Raw genomic sequence first — 22070 nt, forward strand, 5'->3', positions numbered from 1 at the left:
CTGCCATGGCCCGGAGCATTCTCCCCGGGAATGTGTACGGTGCCGTCGTTCCCGCGCAGGCGGGGATCCAGTGCCTTTCCCGGCCAGATCGCGGTCAAGTCACCCAACCTACGCGGGAGCGACGATGCCGGGCTAGATGCCTGGCTCGGAAATGCTTTAGTTCCGCGCATGGATGTCCGGCGCCGCATGGCCGAAGCAGCGAATACGCGCAGTCATTCCCGTCGCATGCCTTATGGCTTCGTCAAGCCGCTCCATGAATGCCTCCATGACCGCAGGCGTGCGAAACGGCTCAAGGCGATACTGGATCTCCGCGAAGACAGGATGCCCCCGCCCCCGGCGGACGCCGACATAGATGATGTGCACGTTGTCCAGTGCCGCCCCGAGGACTCCCGTGCACAGCTCGGTGCATTGCCCGGCAAGATCCCGGAGCGCTTCTTCTGCCGGCATCCTCTCCGCCGGGATGAAGATGGTGACATTCGGCATCTCGGCGCTACCGTGAAATCCTCGGGGCAGCATCGCGCGTCAGTTGCTGCGTCATCGGCACATAGAGATGGACGCCCGCCGGCAGATGCTCGGCAACCGGCTCCGCAGGGCGCTTCAGCCTGGCCAGCCAGCGGTACTCAGGAGCCTTCTCCAGGGCGACGGCATGCATCGAGCAAGCTACAAGTCCCATGTCGGCAAGCGGCCCGGGGCCGATCGCACTCAGCGCCAGATACTCGTCCACGCCGATGGCGGGGGCACGGTCGAGACCGTCATAGAGATTGCGATGCCAGTCGGTGATGTGCCGTTGCCATCTCGCGAAATTTCCGCCGCCTTTCTGCAGATACTCGTCTCCCTGAAGAACGCCGAGGCCGTCGATCGAGTGGATGGCGAGATAGGAAGGGCAGCCGGCGCTCAATGCGCTGAAGCGCTGCGAAGTGTGGAACCCCCTCACCGAAATGAGCGCCGGTAGCTTTTCCAGGCTGTAGAAACGGTTCCACTCCGCTTCGCTGGCCGGATCGGCGAAGCTGCATTCGACGGTATAGATCATCAGATCACTCCTGGCCGGAAGCCCCCGGACACCCTTGACGTTCAGTCATGGTAGGGCCGCACACTTCATCGATAAATCGATCTTTTGGCATGCTTCAGTGATACAACATCAAGGTAGAAGTGAACCCCGGCTTTCGGCACCAGGACTCCCCCGTGCGTCGCAAGATCCCCAGCAACTCCGCCCTGATGGCATTCGAGGCGGCCGCCCGCCATGGCAGCTTCGCCCGCGCGGCAGACGAACTGTCCCTGACCGAAGGCGCCATCAGCCGCCAGATCGGCCGGCTGGAGGCCTTTCTCGGCATCCCGCTGTTCGAGCGCACCGGCAACCGCGTCCGGCTCCTGCCCAACAAGGAGCGCTACGCGGCTCAGGTCCGCGAACTGCTCGACCGGCTGGATCGCGATAGCCAGTATCTGATGGGACAGCCGAGCGACGGCGCAGGCCTGGACATCGCCGTCATCCCGACTTTCGCGATGCGATGGCTCATCCCACGCCTGTCGCGGTTCCGGCAGGAGCACCCGAACATCACCGTGCATCTTGCCGAGCGCATGGAGCCGTTCGTCCTGGCCGGAAGCGGCTTCGACGCCGCGATCCACTTCGAGCATCCGGCCTGGACGGGAATGCGGACGCACCGCCTGTTGCACGAGGCGCTGGTCCCGGTCTGCCATCCCGCGCTTGCGCAGGAAGAAGATGAAGGCGCGGAATTGCTGGACAAGCTGCCGCGCCTGCACCGGCGGCAGAACCCGGACGCCTGGCAGCGCTATTCCGAGGAGACCGGGATCGCGCTTGCGAATCCTGCGGTCGGCGCGCGCTACGACCTCCATGCCATGCTGATCGAGGCCGCACTGGCCGGCCTGGGCGTAGCCTTGGTACCGCGCCTTTATGTCGAGGCCGAACTCGCGCAGGGTCGGCTGGTTGCGCCCTGGCCGGAGGGAAGAACCATTTCCAAGACTTTTTGCCTCGTCCTTCCCGAACCTGTCGACTTGAGCGAAGGACCGATCCAGGCGTTTGCCCAATGGATACTCGACGAGGCGAAGGAGACAACGAAGGCTGCCTCGCAGGGCCCTGTTTCGGTCGTTTAGTCGCGCCGTCGTCCGGACTCCCGCGACGCTCCTCCGCCGCGCATCATCGCGACGATCCACCATCCCGGCCATTGCCCGATCGCCGGCTTCCGCGGTAACGGGCAGGAACCCCTTCCCTCATCCAAGAACGGGGGCAGACCGGCCTGCCGGCTGGCAGAAAGCGAAGCTGGTCCCGTCATCGTGCTTGGGCGCAGGCCTGGCAAGGATGCCCCCGGATGGTGCTCCAGTCCGCACCATCCGGCGTTGCCACTCGCCAGGTCCGCAGCCTGCGATCCAGGTCCATCAGGTCGTCCGCCACCACGTCCCAGTCCTCCTCGGCCACCAGGTCCTTGCGTTGCGCCGGCCCATACTCGTGCGGCCGGGGGATGAAGGCGGTCCCGAACCCCAGCGCGCGCGCGGCCCGCAGATCGTAGTTGTGCGCCGCGCACAGCATGACCTCGCCAGGCGGCAGCCCCAGCAGGCGGCAAGCGCCCAGGTAGACCTCCGGGTCCGGCTTGTAGTGCCGGAACAGGTCCGCGCAGAACAGCACGTCCCAGGGCAGGCACGCGTGGCGAGCCACGTCGACCATCAGCGCCAGGTTGCCGTTGGTCAGCGTCCCGATCGCGAAGCGTTGCTTGAGCCGGTGCAGGCCGGCAACCGTATCCGGCCAAGGGTCGAGCCGGTGCCAGAAGCGGTTGATCCGTTCCACCAGTCCCTCATCCAGGTGCAGGCCATGCTGCGCCAGCAGTGCCCTCAGGCTCGCCCGGTGCAGGTCGTCCAGGACGGTCCAGGGCAGCTCGCCGGTGCGTATCCGGTCCATGGAGGAGGCGTAGTGCCCGCGCCACTGGTCAGCCAGCATCTCGCCGGGCAGATCGCGGCCAAGTTCCTGCGACAGCGCCCGGAACTGGGCCACCAGGCTGCAACGCCAATCCACGACCGTGCCGAGGACATCGAACAGGATGGCCCGCATCTCACCTCCCCTTCTTCATGCCGTGGCCGTCATTCGAGGCCGGGGGATTGCCCATGTCGAGTATCCCATTGCGCCAGGACGGCGGCAAAAGGTCGCTATCCAGGGCAATGGCAACGGCCTGCACCCGCCGGGCTTCTTCGGGCGCGAGCGCGTCGTCGCGGCGGGGTACCGGCGCCGCCGCGGTCTGCGCCATTCCCGGGGGGACCGGCTGGCGACGGGAGAACTGCGATCGGGGCGCCATCCCGCCGCCGCGCTACCGACGCTGCGGTGCGAACGGCAACGACGCGCTGCCGACAGAAACTGTCAGCACCCTCGATTATCGTGACGCCATCGGCAGCCAGTACCGCAATGCCGGTCCGCCCGGATGCAGGGAGTTTCCATGCACTACGACAGCCAAGCCCACCGCACCTATCGACCCACTCCGTACCCCGGCATCGCCTGCGCGCCGTTGTGGCGCAACTACCAGGGCGGCGGCCACACGCTGCTCAAGCTCGACGCCGGTGCCAGCCTGCCGCTGCACCGGCACCAGGGCTGGGAGCAGATCCACCTCATCGAAGGCCGCCTGCAGGTCAACGGCCAGACCCTGGGACCGGGCGACCACCTGGTCCTGGAGGCAGGCGACACACACCGCGTCATCGCGCTGGTGCCCAGCCTCTACCTCGCGCTGTCCGAGCGGGCCGGGGCGGACATCCTGGACGAAAACGGCGCGGCAACCCGCGCGAAGGGATGACCGCCATGACCACCTTCACGCACCGAGATGGCCAGCACGTCGAGATCGACGGCGCCCGCATCTACTGCGAGTGCCAGGGCGATCCCGATGCCCCCGCGCTGGTGCTGCTGCACGGCGGCTTCGGCGACATCGAGACCTTCAACGCAATCGCGCCCGGCCTGGGCAGCGCCCATTGGCTGATCGGCATCGACAGCCGCGGCCAGGGGAAATCGACACTGGGCACGCTGCCGCTGACCTACCGCCGCATCGAGCAGGACGTGGCCGCCGTGCTGGCGCACCTGGGCGTGCAGCGCTGCAGCGTCATCGGCCACAGCGATGGCGGTATCGCCGCGCTGCGGCTGGCGGCCTCGGGCACCGTGCGGATCGACAAGCTGGTGACGATCGGCGCGCACTGGACGCTGGAGGCGGACGATCCGACCCGCGCCCTCTATGCAGGCGTCACCGCGGCGAGCTGGCGGGAAATGTACCCGCACAGCGTCGAGCGCTACCGGGCACTGAACCCCGAACCCGATTTCCAGAGGCTGGCCTCGGCGCTCGTGGCGATGTGGCTGGCGTCGGACCCGGACGGCTACCCCGGAGAGACCATCGCGCGGATCGCCTGCGAGCTCCTGGTCATCCGCGGCGACGAAGACCCGCTGGTCTCCCGCCGGCATGCCGCCGAACTGGCGGACCGGGTGCCGGGCGCCCATCTGGCGAACCTGCCGTTCGCCGGGCATTCCCCGCATGAGGACAAGCCCGCGTGGGTGCTCGCGCTGTGCGATGCGTTTGGCGCCTGAAGCCACCGCCCCCAGGACTGGCGGGTCGGGGCATCAGATCGGCAGGGAGCGAACCCGGCACCGGCATCGTCATGCTCGCCCTGGCTGCTCCGGGAATCCGTGATTGCCCGGCATCCAGGCAGGGATCCTCCATGCGCCTTGCGATCCAGCCGCCACCTCTTTGCCCAGGGGCTTAGGTGTTCGTCGATTTCGCCGTGCAGAAGCGGTTCCCGCGGTGATCGCGGCGGCGGCCCGATGTGCGCGAACGAGTGGCGTCGTGCGAAGGCCGGGAAGCGGCAGGCGTAGCGGGTATGCGTTCGCCTGCCACGGCACCGTGGCATGTCGCCGACGGCCGAGCGGGCCTGCCGGCAATGCGTGCACCCTAGCCCGTGCCGGGAGCAGCGCTGCCGATGACCTGCCGAAGCAGCCGATTCACCGCAGCGGCAGGAACGGCTTCGTCTTCCAGCAATGCCTTGGCGCATATCCCATCGGCAACCGCCACCACCGCCTGGATCGTCAAGGGATCGGACGTGTGCCTGCCGGCGGCACGGGCGACCAGCGTACGCCAGTGCTGGGCGATCGGCCGCAAGGCCGGCCGCCGCGCGGCCTGCAGGGTCAACTCGCGCTCGGCCAGGGCCCGCTGCCGGCCGCAGCCGCTGGCCTCGGCGATCATTTCGGCGATGCCGTCGATCTCGTCGCGGCCGCTGGCGACCAGCGCTTCCAGCTGCTCGGCATACGCCTGTGCGGCGGCGGTCAGCGCGGCCAGCAGCAGGTCGTCGAGGGTGGCGAAGTAGTAGATCGCCGAACTGGCGGAAACGCCGGCCTGCTTGGCGACGCTGCGATGCGTCACCCCGGCGACGCCATCGCGTTCGACCACCGCCAGCGTCGCCGCGATCAGCTTCCGGCGCCGCGCTTCGCCCCTGAGCCGGCGCCCGTCGTCCAGGGGGATGGGCGTGGGATTCAATGCCTGCCCCCGAGTTCGAGCGCGACGACGCCGCCGATGACCAGCACGATGCCGAGCGACTGGATCCAGCTGAGCTTGTCGCCGAGGAATACCGCGCCGATGATCGCCACGCAGGCCACCCCGAGCGCGGCCCATATCGCATAGGCCACGCCGATCGCCATGCCGCGGTTCAGCACCAGCGAAAGCAGGTAGTAGGCACCGACGACACCCGCCACCGCCACCACCGTCGGCAATGGCCTGGTGAAGCCGTCGGAAAAGCGCGTGGCCAGCGCACCCACGATTTCCGAGGCGATGGCAGCGGCAAGGAGAAGATAGGTCATTGGCCCTCCCTTAAATTTGAACTTATGTTCAACAAAGGTAGCCTGAAACTCGTGCACTGTCATCCGGGCAGGTACCGCGCGTAGTCACGGCCGCCTGCCGCCACCGGCTCTCCGTTGCTCCATGCCGGCCTGGTCCGTCTCCGTATCGCAGGCACGGGCGCTCGGGCGCGGATGGCCATCGCCGGAACCGGACCTGCGCGAACCCACGCCGCATCGCTGCGACCACATCCGGTCAATTCGTGGCGCGATTCATGGTGCGGCCGCGCGCTCCGGCCACTGCTGGCGTTCGTAGTCCGCCCACGCGGCCGCGCAGTCCGGCGCCCCCGGCGCACGCGGCAGGTGGGCCTGGCCGGCCAGGAAGCGGCAGGTGGAGGCGAACACCTGCGGCACCGCCTTGGAGCGCTGCGGCGAGGCGATCACGTGATTGTCGGCCTGCGGGAAGTCCACCATCTCGCGCTGCGCCGCCGGCGTGCCCAGCTGCGCGAACATCGCCCGCATCGCCGCCACCGACACGGTCGCGTCCTGGTGCTGCTCGTCGCGGTAGTAGTAGCCGAGAAACACCGGCATCCGCACCCGCGCGAACATCGCCGGCAGCATGCCACCGCGGCTGAGCGCGGCCAGCGCGCGATAGCCGTCGATGTGGATGGCATCGGCCCAGTAGGCGCTGACGGGCCGGTGCCGCAGCACCGGATCGCCGCGGTTCCGGCTCCACAGCAGCAGTTGCGCGCCCCACGGCCACAGCAGCGGCTGCAACTGGTCGTCGCGCTCGCGCACCAGCGGCGACCACAGCACCAGCGACTGCACCTGGCGCGGATGCGCGGCGGCGGTCTGCAGCGCCAGCGCGCCGCCCATCGAGGTGCCGACCAGCACCACCCGGCGCCCGAGCACCTGGCCCACCGCCAGTGCCTCGGCCGCGGCATCGAGCAGGCGCTGGGCGTCGATGCCGCGCAGCGCCTGTTCGGATTTCAGCCCATGCCCGGGCAGCCGCGGCAGGTAGAGGTTGCAGCCGAAGGTGCGCGCCAGCCGTTCGTGGGTCGGCGCGCCCTCGCCCTGGCTGGCGCTGAAGCCATGCAGGTAGACGATCGCGCAATCGCTGCGCGCCGGATGCGCCGGGTCGGCCCAGACGATGCGTGCGCGGGTATCGGCGCGCAGGTTGGGCGTGGCCGCCTCGCGCGCGTCGATCCAGGCCTGCAGCGCGCGCGGGTCCTGCGGTACCTGCGGCAGCGGCGACTCCGCCAGACGCGGCACCACCCGCGGCCCCAGCGCCAGCGCGGCCGCCAGGAGCAGCAGCAGCGCCAGCAAGGCGTACGCGAGCCGACGCCAGCGGCGCGGCGACTTTCCCGCGGCGATGCCCATGCCTCAGAACCGGCCCGACACGCTGACCCCGAAGGTGCGCGGCGCACCGCGGATGTAGGTCGGCAGGCCGAAGTTGGCGCCGGTGTTGCCGGCGTCGATCAGGTACTTCTCGTCGGTCAGGTTGGCGCCCCACAGGCCCAGGTCCCAGCGGCCGTTGTCGAAGGTGACGCCGGTGCGCAGGTTCACCAGCCCGTAGGACTTCTGCTCCAGCCCGGCGGTGTTCTCGTCGTCGAAGAACATGCGGTCCTTCCACTGGTAGCTCGGGCGCAGGTAGAAGCTGCGGTTGCCGCCGATGTCGTGGCTGTAGAGCACCGCCAGCGAGGCGCTGTTGTCCGGGCTCATGCGCAGGCGGTTGCCGGACAGTTCCTGCGCCGCGCCGTCCTGGTCCACCGCGTTGAAGCGCGCGCGCATCCAGGTGTAGTTGAACAGCACGCCGAGGTCGGTGCTGAAGTTGTGCTGCAGCGACATCTCGAAGCCGGGCGCATGCGCGCGGCCGGCGTTGCGGGTGAGGTACTGCCCGTCCACGTAGGCGTTGGACTGGAAGTTCTTGTAGTCGTAGTAGAACGCCGACAGGTCGTACAGGAACCGGCCCTGCGCCAGTTCGCCCTTGAAGCCGATCTCGCCGCTGGTCAGGATCTCGGCCGGCAGCTCGGTGGTGGCGTCGGGCTGCACCTGGATCACGTTCGGCTTGCGCCCGCGCGAGACGCTGGCGTACAGGTTGCCGGCATCGCCCAGGCGGTAGTTGGCGACCAGGCGCCCGGTCACGCCCCAGAAGCTGCCCGAGCTGCTGAGGACCTGGCCGTTGGTGGTGGCGAACAGGTTGTTCGGCGTCACCGGCACGCCGCCGCTGGTCAGCCCGAGCAGGCCCAGGGTGCCGACGCCGTCGGCATCGAAGGTGCGGTAGCCGGAGCGGATGTCCTCGTGCGAGACGCGCACGCCGCCGGTCAGCTGCAGGCGATCGGTCACGTCGAAGCTGAGGTCACCGAAGGCCTCCACCGCGTGGGTGGTGGCGTAGTTGGCGTAGCCCTCGGTGATGTCGTTGTTGAACGGGACGTAGGCGCCGCCGGCCAGCAGGTAGTAGATCGGGTTGAAGTTGGCGGCCACCAGCCCGTCGACGTAGGGCTGGTAGGCGGCATATGCCGGATACGATTGCAGCAGCATCGGCCAGACCACGCTGGAGAACAGCGCGGCCTCGTCGGTCTGCAGGTCCACGCGCTGCTCGCCCTTCTCGTAGAAGAAGTTGGCTCCGGCGAAGCCGCGCACGCGGCCGCCGCCGTCGTAGTTGAAGCGGAATTCCTGGCTGAACTGCTTGCTCTTGACGTACTCGGCCATCTCCAGGATGTCGCGGTTGCTGCCGTCGGCGTCGAACTCCTCGCGCGAGTTGAAGCGGCGCAGGCCGGTGGTGCTGTCGAGCTGCCAGTTCTCGCCCAGGCGGAAGTTGCCGAGCACGGTCAGGCCGTAGATGGTGCGGTCCAGGCCCAGCGCATTGCCGCGGTTGAGGTCGGAATCGCCGTAGACGTCGGTCGAGCCGTTGCGGTTGGCGATCGCGGTGCCGTGGAAGTCGGTGCCCGGCGGGGTGTCGTGCTGCCAGTTGAAGATGGCGTCGATGCCGCCGTCCTCCAGGTCGAAGTGCAGGCTCAGCCGGGCCGCCTGGGTATCCTCGCCATTGAGGTCGCCGCCGCCGAGGTTCTTCACGTAGCCGTCGTGGGCGGCATCGAACACCGCGATGCGCGCCGATACCGCCTCGTTGAGCGGGGTGTTGTAGAAGGCGCTGATGCGGCGGCTGGAATGGTTGCCCAGTTCGGCGTCGAAACCGGCGGCGGTGTCGTTGCTGGCCTTGTTCTGGATCAGCGAGACCGCGCCGGCCTCGGCGCCGCGGCCGAACAGCGTGCCCTGCGGACCGCGCAGCACCTCGACGCGGTCCATGTCGAACAGCGCCACCGCCGAGCCGCGCGAGCGGCTGATGTCCACGCCGTCCTGGAAGATCGACACGCGCGAGGTCTGGGTGCTCTCGCCGCTGTCGGTGGTGATGCCGCGTACCACGTAGCCGGGATTGTTCGGGCTCTGCAGCTGCGCGTGGAAGCCGGGCACGAAGGCGCTGAGCTCGTCCATGCGGGTGATGCCGAGCTTGCGCAGCAGCTCGCCGCTGTAGGCGCTGATCGAGATCGGCACGTCGGCCACCTGCTGCTCGCGCTTCTGCGCGGTGACGGTGATGCGCTCGAGCTGGGTCGCCGGCGCCTCGCCGGCGGGTGCCTCCTCGGCGGCCACGGCCAGCGCGGGCGGCAGCCAGGCCAGGCACAGGGCGGAGAACAGCGGCGACAGGCGCAACGGCCGGCGGATGCGGGACACGGTCATGGGGGAGACTGCAGCGACGAGGCGACTTGCCACGCATTCAGTCTGTGCCGGTTTTATTTCACTTTCGTTTAACTTCGTCGCGTCGATCGCCCACCCCGTGGCCGTAGGGCCGAGCTTGCTCGGCTGGGGCTCTACCGTGGAAGGCCCAGCCGAGCGAGCTAGGCTCTACGGCGGGGCGCCACCCCACTCCGGATTGCGGACCTGCCCTCCTCGCAAGGCTTTCCGCGTCGCGGCCGCAACGCGGCGCCGCATCGGGCCCACCAGCAGCAGGCTCACCCCGGATCGGCACGCCCCACCGCAGTGGACCCGCGCACGATGCAGCGCCCGCGCATCACCACCTTGCGCACCGGCTGCTGCGGCGAGCGCAGCCGCGCCAGCAGCAGTTCCATCGCCTCGCGGCCCATGTCCTCCACCGGCTGCTCGATCACGGTGATGCCCGGCTCCACCAGCTCGGTCCAGCGCTCGTTGTCGAAGCCGGCCAGCGCCAGGTCCTGCGGGATGCGCAGGCCGGCCGCTCGCACCGCCTGCAATGCGCCTGCCAGCAGCAGGCTGTTGCTGGCGACCAGCGCCTGCGGCCGCGACGGCCCCGCCAGCCAGGCGGCGACGGCCTCGGCGGCGGCCTCGGCACCGGGCGCGACCTCGCGGTAGTCCGGCGCCAGCCCGGCCGCCTGCATCGCCTGCAGGTAGCCGTCGCGGCGTTCCAGCGCGGTGCTGCTGGTGTTGCCGAACAGTCCGCCGATGCGCACCAGCCCCTGTGCGGCGAGGCCGGCGACCAGTTCGGCGGCGGCGGCGGCGTTGTCCAGCACCACGCTGTCGTAGCGGCCGCCGGCGCCGGCGCGGTCGAGCAGCACCATCGGGAATTCCAGCTGCAGCTGTTCCAGCCGCGCCTGGGTGGCGCGGGTCGGCGCCAGGATCACCCCGCTGATGCGCTCCTCGTGCATCAGCTGCAGGTACAGCGCCTCGCGCTGCGGGTCCTCGTCGGTATTGCACAGCACCAGCCGCAGGTCGTGGCGGTAGGCGGCCTCTTCCACCGCGCCGATCGCGGCGGTGAAGAACGGGTTGCGGATGTCGGCCACGATCATGCCGACCAGCCCCGAATCGCGCGAGCGCAGCCGCCGCGCCATCAGGTTGGGGCGGTAGCCGGTCTGCCGCACCGCCGCCTCCACCCGCGCGCGCACGTCCGCGCTGACCGGGCCGCCGCCGAGCGCGCGCGACACGGTGGACTTGGAGACGCCAGCGACTCGCGCCACGTCGTTGATGCTGATGCTCACTGAAAACGTTCCCGCATGGACAGGCGCATCGTACAGCTGCTTCCTCCGGCAGCCGTTGTGCGCTGCACATTGACGTTGATTGGGAACGTTCCCAGACTTCACCCACACCTCGATCCCGGCGGAGCCTCCCTTGTCGCAATCCTCCCCTCCCCTGGCCGCACAGGCCCTCGCCCGCACCGACGTGCGGGTGCGCGACAAGTCCGACGCCATCGCCCAGGCCGCACAGCTGCTGGAAGCGGCCGGCTGCGTCGGCCCCGGCTACGCGGCCAGCATGGAAGGCCGCGAGACTCTGGCCGACACCTTCCTCGGCCACGGCGTGGCGATCCCGCACGGCCGCGCCGAGGACCGCGACCTGGTCCGCCACGACGGCATCGCCGTGCTGCAGGTGCGCGACGGCCTGGAGTGGAACCCGGGGCAGACCACCCGCCTGGTGGTGGCGATCGCCGCGCAGTCGGACACCCACATCGCGCTGCTGCGCCGGCTGACCCGGCTGATCCAGGACCCGCAGCGGCTGCAGGCGCTGTTCGCCACCGACCAGGCGCAGGACATCGTCGATGCGCTGACCGCCGACGAGGCCGCCGCGGCACCGGCGGCGCCGGCCACCGACCTGGCCGAGCGCACCGAATGGACCGTGGCCTACCCCAACGGCCTGCATGCGCGCCCGGCCACGCGCTGGGCCGAGACCGCGCGCGGCTTCGCCGCCCGGGTGCAGGTGCGGGCCGGCGACGAGGTGGCCGACGCCAAGCAGCTGGTGGCGCTGCTGCAGCTGGGCCTGCGCGCCGGCGATGCGGTGACGATCTCGGCCGAGGGGGTGGACGCCGCCGCCGCGGTGGCGCGGCTGCGCGCCGTGGCCGAGGGCCTGGTCGCGCAGGAACGCGCCGACGCCGAGCGCGCCGCGCGCAAGGCCGCCCAGGTCCCGGCCAGCGGCTGGCAGCCGCCCGCGGCCAGGCCGGCGCTGGCCGGCATCGGTGCCAGCCCGGGCCTGGCCATCGCCCCGGTGCACCAGCTGGCGGCGGCGCCGGCCGAGGTGCCCGACCGCCCGCTCGCGCTCAGCGACGGCGGCGCGCGCCTGCACCAGGCACTGCTGCGCACCCGCCAGCAGCTGGCGGCACTGCACGACGACACCCGGCGCCGGCTCGGCGAGGGCGACGCGGCTATCTTCAAGGCCCAGGCCGAGCTGCTCAACGACACCGACCTGATCACCCGCACCTGCCAGCTGATGGTCGAAGGCCACGGCGTGGCCTGGTCCTGGCACCGCGCGGTCGAGGAGACCGCCGCCGCGCTGGCGGCGCTGGGCAACCCGGTACTGGCCGGGCGCGCCGCCGACCTGCGCGACGTCGGCCGCCGGGTGCTGGCACAGCTCGACCCGGGCCTGGCCGGCGCCGGCCTCGACGGCCTGCCCGGACAGCCCTGCATCCTCGTCGCCGCCGACCTGTCGCCCTCGGACACCGCCAACCTGGATCCGGCGCGGGTGGCCGGCCTGGCCACCGCCCAGGGCGGCCCGACCTCGCACACCGCGATCCTGTCGCGCACGCTCGGCCTGCCGGCGGTGGTCGCCGCCGGCGCCGGGCTGCTGGCGGTGGCCGACGGCACCCTGGCGATCATCGACGGAACCAACGGCCGCATCTACCTCGACCCGCCGCCGGCCGACCTGGAGGCCGCGCGCGCCTACATCGAGCAGCAGCGCCAATTGCGCGAGCGCGAGGCCGCCCAGCGCGGCCAGCCGGCGCTCACCGGCGACGGCCACCGCGTCGACATCGGCGCCAACGTCAACCTGCCCGAGCAGGTGCCGCTGGCGCTGTCGCAGGGCGGCGAAGGGGTCGGCCTGATGCGCACCGAGTTCCTGTTCCTGGAGCGCGGCAGCACCCCCAGCGAGGACGAGCAGTACCAGACCTACCTGGCGATGGCGCAGGCGCTGGACGGGCGCGCGCTGATCGTGCGCGCGCTCGACATCGGCGGCGACAAGCAGGTCGCGCACCTGGAGCTGCCGCACGAGGACAACCCGTTCCTCGGCGTGCGCGGGGCAAGGCTGCTGTTGCGCCGCCCCGACCTGCTGGAGCCGCAGCTGCGCGCGCTGTACCGCGCGGCGAAGGACGGCGCGAGGCTGTCGATCATGTTCCCGATGATCACCTCGGTGCACGAGATCCTCGCCCTGCGCCAGGTCTGCGAGCGCCTGCGCGCCGAGCTGCAGGCCCCCGAGGTGCCGCTGGGGATCATGATCGAGGTTCCGGCCGCGGCGGTGCAGGCCGACGTACTGGCGCGCCATGCCGACTTCTTCTCCATCGGCACCAACGACCTGACCCAGTACGTGCTGGCGATCGACCGGCAGAACCCGGAGCTGGCGGCCGAGGCCGACAGCCTGCACCCGGCGGTGCTGCGGCTGATCCAGGCCACCGTGCAGGGCGCGGCCGCGCACGGGCGCTGGGTCGGCGTGTGCGGCGGCCTGGCCGGCGACCCGTTCGGCGCCGGCCTGCTGGCCGGGCTCGGCGTGGACGAGCTGTCGATGACCCCCAACGACATCCCCGCGGTCAAGGCGCGCCTGCGCGCGGCGCGCATCGCCGACCTGCGCGCGCTCGCCGGGCGCGCCCTGCAATGCGAGAGCGCGGCCGAGGTACGGGCACTGGACTCGGGAGAGGCGGCATGAACGTGCAGGCGGTCACCGTCACCCTGAACCCGGCGATCGACCAGACCGTGCACCTGGAACGGCTACGGCCGGGCCAGGTGCACCGCGCCCGCGACAGCCGCCAGGACGCCGGCGGCAAGGGCATCAACGTCGCCGCCTGCCTGGCCGACTGGGGCGTACCCGTCGCCGCGCTCGGCGTGCTCGGGGCCGGCAACGCCGGCGTGTTCGAGGCGCTGTTCGCCGAGCGCGCCATCGACGACGGCTGCCTGCGCGCGCCCGGCGACACCCGTACCAACATCAAGCTGGTCGATGACGCCGGCGGCGCCACCACCGACATCAACCTGCCCGGGCTGCGGCTGTCCGTGGCCGAGCTGGACGCGGTCGCCGCGCGGCTGGCCTCGCTGCTGCGCCCCGGCATGCCGGTGGTGCTGTCCGGCAGCCTGCCGGCGGGCCTGGGCGCGGATGCCTGGGCGCGACTGCAGGCGCAGGCCGCGGCCGCCGGTGCGGCGGTGCTGCTCGATACCAGCGGCACGCCGCTGGCCGCGGCGCTGGCGGCGCCGGCCGGCGCGCTGCCGTGGGCGGTCAAGCCCAACCGCCAGGAACTGGAAGCCATTACCGGCACCGCGCTGTCCGACCGTGCCGCACTGCTGGCCGCCGCCCGCGAGCTGCTGGCGCGCGGCATCGGCCTGGTGGCGATCTCGCTGGGCGAGGACGGTGCGCTGTTCGTCGATGCCGGCGGCGCGCTGCTGGCGCGGCCGTCGCGGCTGGCGCGCGGCAGCAGCGTCGGCGCAGGCGACGCGATGGTCGCCGGCATCGCCGCGGCCAGGCTGCGCGGCGCCGACCTGGAAGCCTGCGCGCGCCTGGCCACCGCGTTCTCGCTGAGCCGGCTCGACAGCGGCGCCGCGCGCCGCATCGATCCGGCGCAGGTGCGGACGCTGGCGACGCAGGTGCTGATCGAACGCCTGCACTGACCCGCATCGCCCGCCGGAGCGACCTGTAGGAGCGACTTCAGTCGCGATGGAGCCTTACCGGTAAAGCCCGTTCGCGACTGAAGTCGCTCCTACAAGTCGCACCTACCAGTCTGCCGCAACAGATACAGATACAAACCCAGCAACCACGACGTACATCAGGAGTCCCGCATGCAACCTTCCATCGTGGTGATCGCCGCCGGCGAACGCAGCACCGAGGCCGTGCTCGCGGCCGAGGCCCTGCGCCGCGCCGCCGCCGCCCGGTCGCAGCCGCTGCAGGTGGAGGTGCGCAGCGACAACGGCGTGCTCGGCGCGCTGGAACCGGCGGTCGCGGCCGCCGCCCGCCGCGTGCTGGTGGTCGGCGACGGCGATGCCGACGCCGGCCGCTTCGCCGCGGCCACGCTCGAACACGCCAGCCTCGGCACCGCGCTGGACGATCCAGCCGGCACCCTGGCCCTGCTCGCCGCCGACACCGGCGACACGGCCACGGCCGTTGCGCCCGCCGACGGCCCGCGCCGCATCGTCGCCATCACTTCCTGCCCCACCGGCATCGCCCACACCTTCATGGCCGCCGAGGGCCTGCAGCAGGCGGCCAAGGCGCTGGGCCACGGCATCCGCGTCGAGACCCAGGGCTCGGTCGGCGCGCAGGACGCGCTCAGCGCGCAGGAGATCGCCGACGCCGACCTGGTGCTGGTCGCCGCCGACCGCGAGGTGGACCTGTCGCGCTTCGCCGGCAAGCGCCTGTTCAAGAGCGCCACCAAGCCGGCCATCAGCGACGGCCAGGCGCTGATCCGCAAGGCGCTGGCCGAGGCCCGCGTCCACGGCGGCGCCCCCGCCGACGGCGCCGAGCCTGCGGAGAAGGCCCGCTCCGCCGGTCCCTACCGCCACCTGATGACCGGCGTGTCGTTCATGCTGCCGTTCGTCACCGCCGGCGGCCTGCTGATCGCGCTGGCATTCGCGCTGGGCGGCATCTACGCCGGCGACGACGCCAACCAGGGCACGCTGGCGTGGTCGATGTTCCAGATCGGCGCCAAGGCCGGGTTCATGCTGATGGTGCCGGCGCTGGCCGGCTACATCGCCTACTCCATCGCCGACCGTCCCGGCATCGCCCCGGGCATGATCGGCGGCCTGGTCGCGGTCAACATGGACGCCGGCTTCCTCGGTGGCATCGTCGCCGGCTTCATCGCCGGCTACGGCGTGCTGGCGATGGTGCGCTGGATCCGCCTGCCGCGCAGCCTGGAAGGGCTCAAGCCGGTGCTGATCCTGCCGGTGCTGGGCACCCTGCTCACAGGCCTGGCGATGATGTACGTGATCGGCACCCCGGTGGCGCAGCTGATGACCGCGCTGACCGCCTGGTTGCGCGGCATGCAGGGCAGCAGCGCGCTGCTGCTCGGCCTGCTGCTGGGCGGGATGATGGCGGTGGACATGGGCGGGCCGGTCAACAAGGCCGCCTACGCCTTCGCCACCGCGCTGATCTCCAGCCAGGTGTACACGCCGATGGCGGCGGTGATGATCGGCGGCATGGTGCCGCCGCTGGGCGTGCGCTGGCCACGCGCCTGTTCGCCAGCCGCTTCACCGTCGAGGAGCGCGGCACCAGCGCCGCCGCCGGCGTGCTCGGGCTGGCGTTCGTGACCGAAGGCGCCATCCCCTACGCCGCCCGCGACCCGCTGCGCACCATCCCCGCCTTCATCCTCGGCTCGGCGGTGGCCGGCGCCATCGCGATGGCCGCCGGGGTCGAGCTGAAGGTGCCGCACGGCGGCATCTTCGTCGCCCCGATCCCCAACGCGGTCACCCACATCGGCGCCTACGCGCTGGCCCTGGTCGTCGGCATCGCCGTCACCGCCGTCGCCCTGGGCCTGCTGAAGAAGCCGGTCGCCGAATAAGTCCCGCTGCCGGCGCCGCCACGGCGGCGCCTTTCCTACGGAGGTTCCCATGTTCCCTCGTCCGCGCGCCACGCACGGCCGGCGCCTGCCGTGCGCCGCCCTGCTCCTGTCCCTCGCTCCGCTCGCCCAGGCCGAACAAGCCGCCGATGCCTTCACCCTCAAGCTCGGCTACACCGGCGAAGCCGCGGCCATGCTCGACGGCGGCCGCCGCAGCGGCAGCGCCTATGCCGGCCAGTTGATGCTCGGCACCGACGTCGACCTCGACACCCTGTTCGGCTGGCGCGGCGCCACCCTCAAGGCCTATGCGATCCAGCGCCACGGCACCACCCTGGCCAGGAGCAGCATCGGCAACAGCACCTCGGTGCAGGAGATCTACGGCGGCCAGGGCGAGCGCCTGGCCAACCTGACCATCGCCCAGACGCTGTTCGACGGGCGCCTGGAACTGGAGGCCGGCCGCAGCGTGGCCAACATCCACTTCCTCGGCTCGGACCTGTGCAACTACTTCCAGACCAACTCCGCCTGCGGCAACCCGACCTTCGTGTTCCGCACCAGCGGCTTCACCTGGTGGCCGGTATCGAGCTGGGCCGCGCACGCCAAGGCCTGGGTCACCCCGAACGTCTACGTCCACGTCGGCACCTACGAGGTCAATTCCAGCCAGGCCGCGGACGACGAGCACGGCCTGCACTGGAGCGCGCGCGAGCGCGAAGGCATCATCGTCCCGTACGCGGTCGGCTATCAAAGCTCCGGCGACGCGCCGCATGCGCTGTACGAGCTCGGCGGCTGGCAGGACAACTCGCGCTACAGCGACCCGCTGGCCGACGCCGACGGCGTCCCCGCCGTGGTCAGCGGACTGGACTACGCCAGCCGCCACGGCCGCTCGGGTGCGTTCGCGCGCTTCGAGCAGCAGCTCACCCGCCCCGACCCGGACGGCAAGCGTGGCCTGACCGTGTTCGGCGCCGTGCTCAAGCGCACCGGCGGGCGCGTGATCGAGGACGACTTCGTGCAGCTCGGGCTGGTGCAGAAAGGCACCTTCGCCGGCCGCCCGCGCGACAGCATCGCCTTCGTCGTCACCCGCCAGCACTACAGCGACATCGCCCTGGAGAACCTGCGCCTGGCCCGCGCCGCGGCCGGCGGCAGCGGCACCCCGCCGTCCAGCCAGACCATGATGGAGCTGAGCTACGGCATCCAGCTGACCCCGCGCCTGCGGGTGGCGCCGAACCTGCACTACATCATCGATCCGGACCAGTTCAACGAACCGGCGCGCCAGCGCGACCTGCCCAACGCCCTGGTCGCCGGCCTGCGGGTGGACTGGAACCTGTAGCGGCGGCATTGCCGCAGTATCCACAGCGCCCTCGTCCGCACCCTGCGCCTGCTGTCCGACCGGGCAGCCGTCGGTCGAATCGGCGGGGCCAAGCGGTGCGGGTCATCCCTGGAATAGCGAATTCGTCGTCCCCGCGCAGGCGGGGACCCAGCGGCTTCCGCCGCGAACAGCCAGCGACGGCGTCTCGCGGCGCCCTATCCTTCAAGGCACAGGCACCGGGTTCCCGCCTTCGCCTGTCTCTATCACATCCCGAAATTCGGGGATCCCCCCTTCTCCCGCTTGCGGGGGAAGAGCCTGCCCCCGCGAAGGCGGGGGTGCCCGAAGGGCGGATGGGGGGGCCGCCTGGAGCATGGGAAAGCAACAGCAAAAGCGCCCTCATCCGGCGCTGCGCGCCACCTTCTCCCGTGAACGGGAGAAGGAAACTGGCTATCGCTGATTTTTGATCGACAGACAAGCCTTCGGGGGGAACGACGAACTCCCAGATGCCGGCACGACGATCCAAGTCCAGCTCGCCGTTGCCGGACGATCTCCCGACACCGCTGCCGCAAACCTCCCTCGCAACCACACAAAGAAAAAGGCCCCGCGCAAGCGCGGGGCCTTCGTTCACGCAACCGGCGCGCGAATCACTCGCCCTGCTGCTTCTGCAGGTGCTCCCAGCGCTCCTGCGCGTCAAGCGTGCGCTCGGCGGTCAGGCGCGCCTCCAGGCGCTCCAGGCCGATTTCCTCGCCGGTGTCCACGCAATAGCCGTAGTCGCCGGCTTCCAGGCGCTTGAGGGTGCTGTCGATCTTGCCGATCAGCTTGCGGTAGCGGTCGCGGGTGCGCAGTTCCAGCGAGTTCTCGGTCTCGCGGGTGGCGCGCTCGGCCTCGTCGCCGATGTCGCGCACTTCTTCCTTGAGGTTCTCGATGGTCTGCTTGGACTCTTCCACCAGGTCGGCGCGCCACTTGAGCAGGCGCTGGCGGAAGTACTCCTGCTGCAGCGGGCTCATGTACTCCTCGTCCACCGAGGGCTTGTAGCCGGACGGCAGGATCGGGCGACCGGTGATCTCGTCGGTCTTGTACTCCACCACCTTGTACTTGACGCGCGGAGCCTGCGTGGCCGGGCGCGAGGTCACGGCGACGGCTACCTTGCCGGTCGGGCGGCTGACCACCTTCGGCGCGGCGGGGGACTTGGAGGGTGTTTTGGCTGATGATTTCGAAGCGGACACGGGACTCTTGTGCGAAGGGGTCGACGCGGCATGCGCCTTGGCGGCGGGAGCCGCCGCAGGCTTGCCGGCCTTGACCGGTACAGACTTGGCCGCCGCCGGCTTGGCCGGCTTCGGTACGGATGGAGCTTTGGCCGCCGGTGCGGGGACCGGCTTGGCGGCCGATTTGACCACGGGCCTGGTCGCCTTGGACACCGGCTTGGCGGCCGGCGCGGACTTCTTCGCCTTGGCCGGTGCAGCGGCGGGCTTGCCGGCCACTTTACCGGCCGCGGCCTTCTTGGCGACGACCGGCTTGGCAGCCGTCTTCGCCGCGGGCTTGGCGGAGGACACCGTCTTCGCCGCCGGCTTCTTCGCGACCGCCTTGGTCACGGCGGGCTTGGCCGAGACAGGCTTGGCGACGGCTTTCTTGGCGGTGGGCTTCGCCACCGCCTTCTTGACGACAGGCTTGGCGGATTTCTTGGCGGCCGGGACGGCCTTTTTTGCAGGTTTTTTAGCAGCCACGAATCGCTCTTCCTTGGTTCCTCCCGGGGCCCGGGAAAGCGGGCCTTTATAGCCTACCCTGCCCGACCGGGCAACCAGGGCCGGGACACTGCAGTATCATGCACTAGTGATTGCCCGCATACTCATCGCCCTGCTGCGGCTGTACAAGCGGTTCATCAGCCCGTTGCTGGGCCCGCGCTGCCGTTTCGAGCCCAGCTGCTCGAGTTACGCGATGACCGCCATTGCCCGCTTCGGCCCGCTCAAGGGCTGCTGGCTCGCCGCGCGGCGGCTCGGCCGCTGCCATCCGTTCCATCCCGGCGGCTACGATCCGGTACCTGAACCGGGGGCATCTCCCTCTCCCCACCGCTGCGCAGGAAAACATCGATGCCCGGAACCCTGATCGTCAACGCCCGCCTGGTCAACGAAGGCCGCCAGTTCGAATCCGACCTGCGCTTCGAGGACGGCCGCATCACCGCGATCGCGCCGGGCCTGGCCGCGCGCGCCGGCGAGGAGGTGGTCGATGCCGCCGGCCGCTGGCTGCTGCCGGGGATGATCGACGACCAGGTGCATTTCCGCGAACCCGGCCTGACCCACAAGGGCGACGTCGCCACCGAGTCCGCTGCGGCGGTGGCCGGCGGCCTGACCAGCTTCATGGACATGCCCAACACCAACCCGCCCACGCTCGATGCGGGCGCGCTGCAGGCCAAGTACGACCGCGCCGCCGGCCGCGCCTGGGGCAACTACGGCTTCTACATGGGCGCCAGCAACGACAACCTGGCCGCGATCCAGTCGCTGGACCCGAAGACCGCGCCGGGCATCAAGGTGTTCATGGGCTCTTCCACCGGCAACATGCTGGTGGACAACCCGGAAACGCTGGACGCGATCTTCCGCGACGCCCCCACGCCGATCATCACCCATTGCGAGGACTCGCCGATGATCGACGCCGAGCTGGCCGCGTTCAAGGCGAAGTACGGCGACGCGCTCACTCCCGACATGCACCCGGACATCCGCTCGCGCCAGGCCTGCCTGAAGTCGTCCACGCTGGCGGTGGAACTGGCCAGGAAGCACGGTACCCGTCTGCACGTACTGCACATCTCCACCGCCGACGAACTGGCGCTGTTCGAGCCCGGCCCGCTGCTGGATGCGTCCGGCAGGCTGCGCAAGCGCATCACCGCCGAGACCTGCATCCACTTCCTGCGCTTCGATCGCCGCGACTACGCGCGCCTGGGCAACCTGATCAAGTGCAACCCGGCGATCAAGGATCCGGCCGACCGCGAGGCGCTGACCCGCGCCCTGGCCGAGGACGTGATCGACGTGCTGGCCACCGACCATGCCCCGCATACCTGGGAAGAGAAGCAGAAGCCGTACGCGCAGGCGCCGTCCGGCCTGCCGCTGGTGCAGTACGCGCTGGTGGCGGCGCTGGAGCTGGTGCACGAAGGCAAGCTCGACCGCGCCCGGGTGGTGCAGAAGTTCGCCCATGCGCCGGCGCAGCTGTTCAACGTGGCCGGGCGCGGTTTCCTGCGCGAGGGCTATGCCGCCGACCTGGTGCTGGTGGAGGACGTGCCGTTCACCGTGCGCCGCGAGGACGTGCTGTCCAAGTGCGGCTGGTCGCCGTTCGAGGGCACCACCTTCCGCTCGCGCATCGCCTCGACCTGGGTCAACGGCCAGCGGGTCTGGGACGGCGCCAAGCTGGTCGGCACGCCGGCCGGGCAGCGCCTGGCGTTCGACCGCTGATGCGGCGGCGGTCGATGGTCGCGGCGCTGGTCGCCGCGTTCTGCTTCGCCCCGGCGGCGCCGGCACAGGAAACTGCGAGCATCGTGTTCCCCGCCAGCGCCTCGCAAGGGGCGATGGTCATCGGCCGGGTGCCTCCGGGCAGCCGGGTCAGCTACGGCGACCGCGAGCTGCGGGTCAGCGGCTACGGCAGCGTGGTGCTGGGCATCGGCCGCGACGAGAAGGGCCCGCTGCAGATCCAGGTGCAGCGCCCGGACGGCGCCCGCGAGACGCAGACCATCGCGGTTACCCCGCGCGACTGGCCGACCGAGCGCGTGAACGGCGTGCCGCCGAAGACGGTCAATCCGCCGCCGGCCATCGCCGAACGGATCAGGCGCGAGCAGGCGCAGGTGACCGCGGCGCGCCAGCGCGACGATGCCCGCACCGACTTCGCGCAGAAGTTCGCCTGGCCGGTGCAGGGGCGCATCAGCGGCCGCTTCGGCAATGCGCGGGTCTACAACGGCCAGGCATCCGGTTCCGGCCATTCGGGCATGGACATCGCCGTACCGACCGGCACCCCGGTCAAGGCCCCGGCCGCCGGCGTGGTCACCTTCGCCGCGCCGGACCTGTACCTGACCGGCGGCACCGTGCTGCTGGACCACGGCTACGGCATCAGCTCCAACTTCCTGCACCTGTCGCGGCTGGACGTGAAGGCCGGCGACCGCGTCGAGCAGGGCCAGGTGATCGGCGCGGTCGGCGCCACCGGGCGCGCGACCGGGCCGCACCTGCACTGGGGGATGAACTGGTTCGACGTGCGCATCGATCCCTTGCTGGTGCTCGAACGCGGGCAGTAGGTCCCACTATTTACTCCTGTCTCGCGCGGCGGCGCGTTCGTCATCAGGGACGAGCGGGTATACGCCTGGCGCGGTTCGACGTCCGCATCGATCCCCTGCTGGTGCTCGAACGCGGGCAGTAGGTATTGCCGCGGCTCGGCCCCTCGAAGTCCGCCGCAAATCCCCCGTAGGAGCGACTTCAGTCGCGATGGGGCCTTCCCGGTGAAGCCCCATCGCGACT

At 70.7% G+C, this 22070-nt stretch carries 19 protein-coding genes and 1 pseudogene; 10 read left to right on the forward strand and 10 right to left on the reverse strand.

From position 1 onward, the window contains the following. Positions 1–156 precede the first annotated feature (156 nt). Both LRX76_RS02695 and LRX76_RS02700 read right to left on the reverse strand, forming a co-directional pair. The gene (locus LRX76_RS02695; protein ID WP_231801657.1) at positions 157–483 is read right to left on the reverse strand and encodes a hypothetical protein; all 327 of its coding nucleotides are present in this window, start codon (positions 481–483) and stop codon (positions 157–159) included. Positions 484–490: 7 nt separating this feature from the next. Next, on the reverse strand, positions 491–1030 hold the full coding sequence (locus tag LRX76_RS02700) for a hypothetical protein (RefSeq protein WP_231801659.1): 540 nt from the start codon (positions 1028–1030) through the stop codon (positions 491–493). Positions 1031–1182: 152 nt separating this feature from the next. Here LRX76_RS02700 and LRX76_RS02705 point away from each other — a divergent pair, with 152 nt between their 5' ends. Further along, a complete protein-coding gene (locus LRX76_RS02705) occupies positions 1183–2109 on the forward strand; it encodes a LysR substrate-binding domain-containing protein (RefSeq protein WP_231801662.1) in 927 nt (308 codons plus the stop codon). A 175-nt stretch (positions 2110–2284) separates the two neighbouring features. Here LRX76_RS02705 and LRX76_RS02710 read toward each other — a convergent pair whose 3' ends face one another. Together LRX76_RS02710 and LRX76_RS02715 are read right to left on the reverse strand one after the other, a co-directional pair. Further along, a complete protein-coding gene (locus LRX76_RS02710) occupies positions 2285–3058 on the reverse strand; it encodes a haloacid dehalogenase type II (protein ID WP_231801674.1) in 774 nt (257 codons plus the stop codon). A gap of 1 nt (position 3059) precedes the next feature. Further along, a complete protein-coding gene (locus LRX76_RS02715; RefSeq protein ID WP_231801676.1) occupies positions 3060–3251 on the reverse strand; it encodes a hypothetical protein in 192 nt (63 codons plus the stop codon). A 186-nt stretch (positions 3252–3437) separates the two neighbouring features. Between LRX76_RS02715 and LRX76_RS02720 the strand changes: the two genes are divergently transcribed. Then, the gene (locus LRX76_RS02720) at positions 3438–3788 is read left to right on the forward strand and encodes a cupin domain-containing protein (protein WP_231801678.1); all 351 of its coding nucleotides are present in this window, start codon (positions 3438–3440) and stop codon (positions 3786–3788) included. Between the two features lie 5 nt (positions 3789–3793). Further along, complete coding sequence (locus LRX76_RS02725; protein WP_231801680.1) at positions 3794–4564, forward strand: alpha/beta hydrolase; 771 nt, start codon at positions 3794–3796, stop codon at positions 4562–4564. A gap of 361 nt (positions 4565–4925) precedes the next feature. Here LRX76_RS02725 and LRX76_RS02730 read toward each other — a convergent pair whose 3' ends face one another. The 5 genes from LRX76_RS02730 to LRX76_RS02750 all read right to left on the reverse strand — a co-directional run bounded on the left by LRX76_RS02730 (position 4926) and on the right by LRX76_RS02750 (position 10809). Next, positions 4926–5507 (reverse strand): TetR family transcriptional regulator, encoded by a 582-nt coding sequence (locus tag LRX76_RS02730; RefSeq protein WP_231801682.1) that lies wholly within the window; start codon positions 5505–5507, stop codon positions 4926–4928. After that, positions 5504–5827: a multidrug efflux SMR transporter gene (locus tag LRX76_RS02735; protein ID WP_231801684.1), complete on the reverse strand. Its 324-nt coding sequence runs from the start codon at positions 5825–5827 to the stop codon at positions 5504–5506. The genes LRX76_RS02730 and LRX76_RS02735 overlap by 4 nt, the downstream gene beginning before the upstream one ends. A gap of 249 nt (positions 5828–6076) precedes the next feature. Continuing rightward, a complete protein-coding gene (locus LRX76_RS02740) occupies positions 6077–7183 on the reverse strand; it encodes an alpha/beta hydrolase (RefSeq protein WP_231801686.1) in 1107 nt (368 codons plus the stop codon). 3 nt (positions 7184–7186) lie between these two features. Further along, on the reverse strand, positions 7187–9538 hold the full coding sequence (locus LRX76_RS02745; protein WP_231801688.1) for a TonB-dependent receptor: 2352 nt from the start codon (positions 9536–9538) through the stop codon (positions 7187–7189). A gap of 272 nt (positions 9539–9810) precedes the next feature. Further along, entirely contained in the window at positions 9811–10809 is a 999-nt protein-coding gene (locus LRX76_RS02750) for a LacI family DNA-binding transcriptional regulator (protein ID WP_231801690.1), read from the reverse strand. 130 nt (positions 10810–10939) lie between these two features. Between LRX76_RS02750 and ptsP the strand changes: the two genes are divergently transcribed. The 4 genes and pseudogenes from ptsP (at position 10940) to LRX76_RS02770 (ending at position 17604) form a co-directional block, all read left to right on the forward strand. Beyond that, a complete protein-coding gene (gene ptsP, locus LRX76_RS02755) occupies positions 10940–13453 on the forward strand; it encodes a phosphoenolpyruvate--protein phosphotransferase (RefSeq protein ID WP_231801692.1) in 2514 nt (837 codons plus the stop codon). Beyond that, positions 13450–14403, forward strand: coding sequence for a 1-phosphofructokinase (gene pfkB / locus LRX76_RS02760; RefSeq protein WP_231801694.1), 954 nt, complete (start codon positions 13450–13452; stop codon positions 14401–14403). Before ptsP ends, pfkB begins: the two co-directional genes overlap by 4 nt. 168 nt (positions 14404–14571) lie before the next feature. After that, a pseudogene (locus LRX76_RS02765) lies at positions 14572–16283 on the forward strand (fructose-specific PTS transporter subunit EIIC). A 49-nt stretch (positions 16284–16332) separates the two neighbouring features. Next, the gene (locus tag LRX76_RS02770) at positions 16333–17604 is read left to right on the forward strand and encodes a carbohydrate porin (protein WP_231801696.1); all 1272 of its coding nucleotides are present in this window, start codon (positions 16333–16335) and stop codon (positions 17602–17604) included. Positions 17605–18227: 623 nt separating this feature from the next. Here the strand turns inward: LRX76_RS02770 and dksA are convergent. Beyond that, on the reverse strand, positions 18228–19307 hold the full coding sequence (gene dksA, locus LRX76_RS18805; protein WP_231801708.1) for an RNA polymerase-binding protein DksA: 1080 nt from the start codon (positions 19305–19307) through the stop codon (positions 18228–18230). A gap of 88 nt (positions 19308–19395) precedes the next feature. Here dksA and yidD point away from each other — a divergent pair, with 88 nt between their 5' ends. The 3 genes from yidD to LRX76_RS02790 are packed head-to-tail and all read left to right on the forward strand — an operon-like array spanning position 19396 to position 21850. Then, complete coding sequence (gene yidD, locus LRX76_RS02780; RefSeq protein ID WP_231801835.1) at positions 19396–19686, forward strand: membrane protein insertion efficiency factor YidD; 291 nt, start codon at positions 19396–19398, stop codon at positions 19684–19686. After that, positions 19671–21020, forward strand: a complete 1350-nt coding sequence (locus LRX76_RS02785; protein WP_231801720.1) for a dihydroorotase — start codon at positions 19671–19673, stop codon at positions 21018–21020. The genes yidD and LRX76_RS02785 overlap by 16 nt, the downstream gene beginning before the upstream one ends. Continuing rightward, positions 21020–21850 (forward strand): M23 family metallopeptidase, encoded by an 831-nt coding sequence (locus LRX76_RS02790; protein WP_231801722.1) that lies wholly within the window; start codon positions 21020–21022, stop codon positions 21848–21850. Before LRX76_RS02785 ends, LRX76_RS02790 begins: the two co-directional genes overlap by 1 nt. Positions 21851–22070: the final 220 nt, after the last annotated feature.

Origin of the sequence: Stenotrophomonas sp. MMGLT7, assembly GCF_021168555.1 — a bacterium.
Classification (GTDB): domain Bacteria; phylum Pseudomonadota; class Gammaproteobacteria; order Xanthomonadales; family Xanthomonadaceae; genus MMGLT7.

Bases quoted from the DNA above. Each gene is read 5' to 3' on its own strand.
- LRX76_RS02695 (WP_231801657.1), bottom strand. From the start codon at position 483: ATGCCGAATGTCACCATCTTCATCCCGGCGGAGAGGATGCCGGCAGAA.
- LRX76_RS02715 (WP_231801676.1), bottom strand. From the start codon at position 3,251: ATGGCGCAGACCGCGGCGGCGCCGGTACCCCGCCGCGACGACGCGCTC.
- LRX76_RS02720 (WP_231801678.1), top strand. From the start codon at position 3,438: ATGCACTACGACAGCCAAGCCCACCGCACCTATCGACCCACTCCGTAC.
- pfkB (WP_231801694.1), top strand. From the start codon at position 13,450: ATGAACGTGCAGGCGGTCACCGTCACCCTGAACCCGGCGATCGACCAG.
- LRX76_RS02700 (WP_231801659.1), bottom strand. From the start codon at position 1,030: ATGATCTATACCGTCGAATGCAGCTTCGCCGATCCGGCCAGCGAAGCG.
- LRX76_RS02710 (WP_231801674.1), bottom strand. From the start codon at position 3,058: ATGCGGGCCATCCTGTTCGATGTCCTCGGCACGGTCGTGGATTGGCGT.
- LRX76_RS02740 (WP_231801686.1), bottom strand. From the start codon at position 7,183: ATGGGCATCGCCGCGGGAAAGTCGCCGCGCCGCTGGCGTCGGCTCGCG.
- LRX76_RS02735 (WP_231801684.1), bottom strand. From the start codon at position 5,827: ATGACCTATCTTCTCCTTGCCGCTGCCATCGCCTCGGAAATCGTGGGT.
- LRX76_RS02785 (WP_231801720.1), top strand. From the start codon at position 19,671: ATGCCCGGAACCCTGATCGTCAACGCCCGCCTGGTCAACGAAGGCCGC.
- LRX76_RS02790 (WP_231801722.1), top strand. From the start codon at position 21,020: ATGCGGCGGCGGTCGATGGTCGCGGCGCTGGTCGCCGCGTTCTGCTTC.
- LRX76_RS02725 (WP_231801680.1), top strand. From the start codon at position 3,794: ATGACCACCTTCACGCACCGAGATGGCCAGCACGTCGAGATCGACGGC.
- LRX76_RS02745 (WP_231801688.1), bottom strand. From the start codon at position 9,538: ATGACCGTGTCCCGCATCCGCCGGCCGTTGCGCCTGTCGCCGCTGTTC.
- LRX76_RS02770 (WP_231801696.1), top strand. From the start codon at position 16,333: ATGTTCCCTCGTCCGCGCGCCACGCACGGCCGGCGCCTGCCGTGCGCC.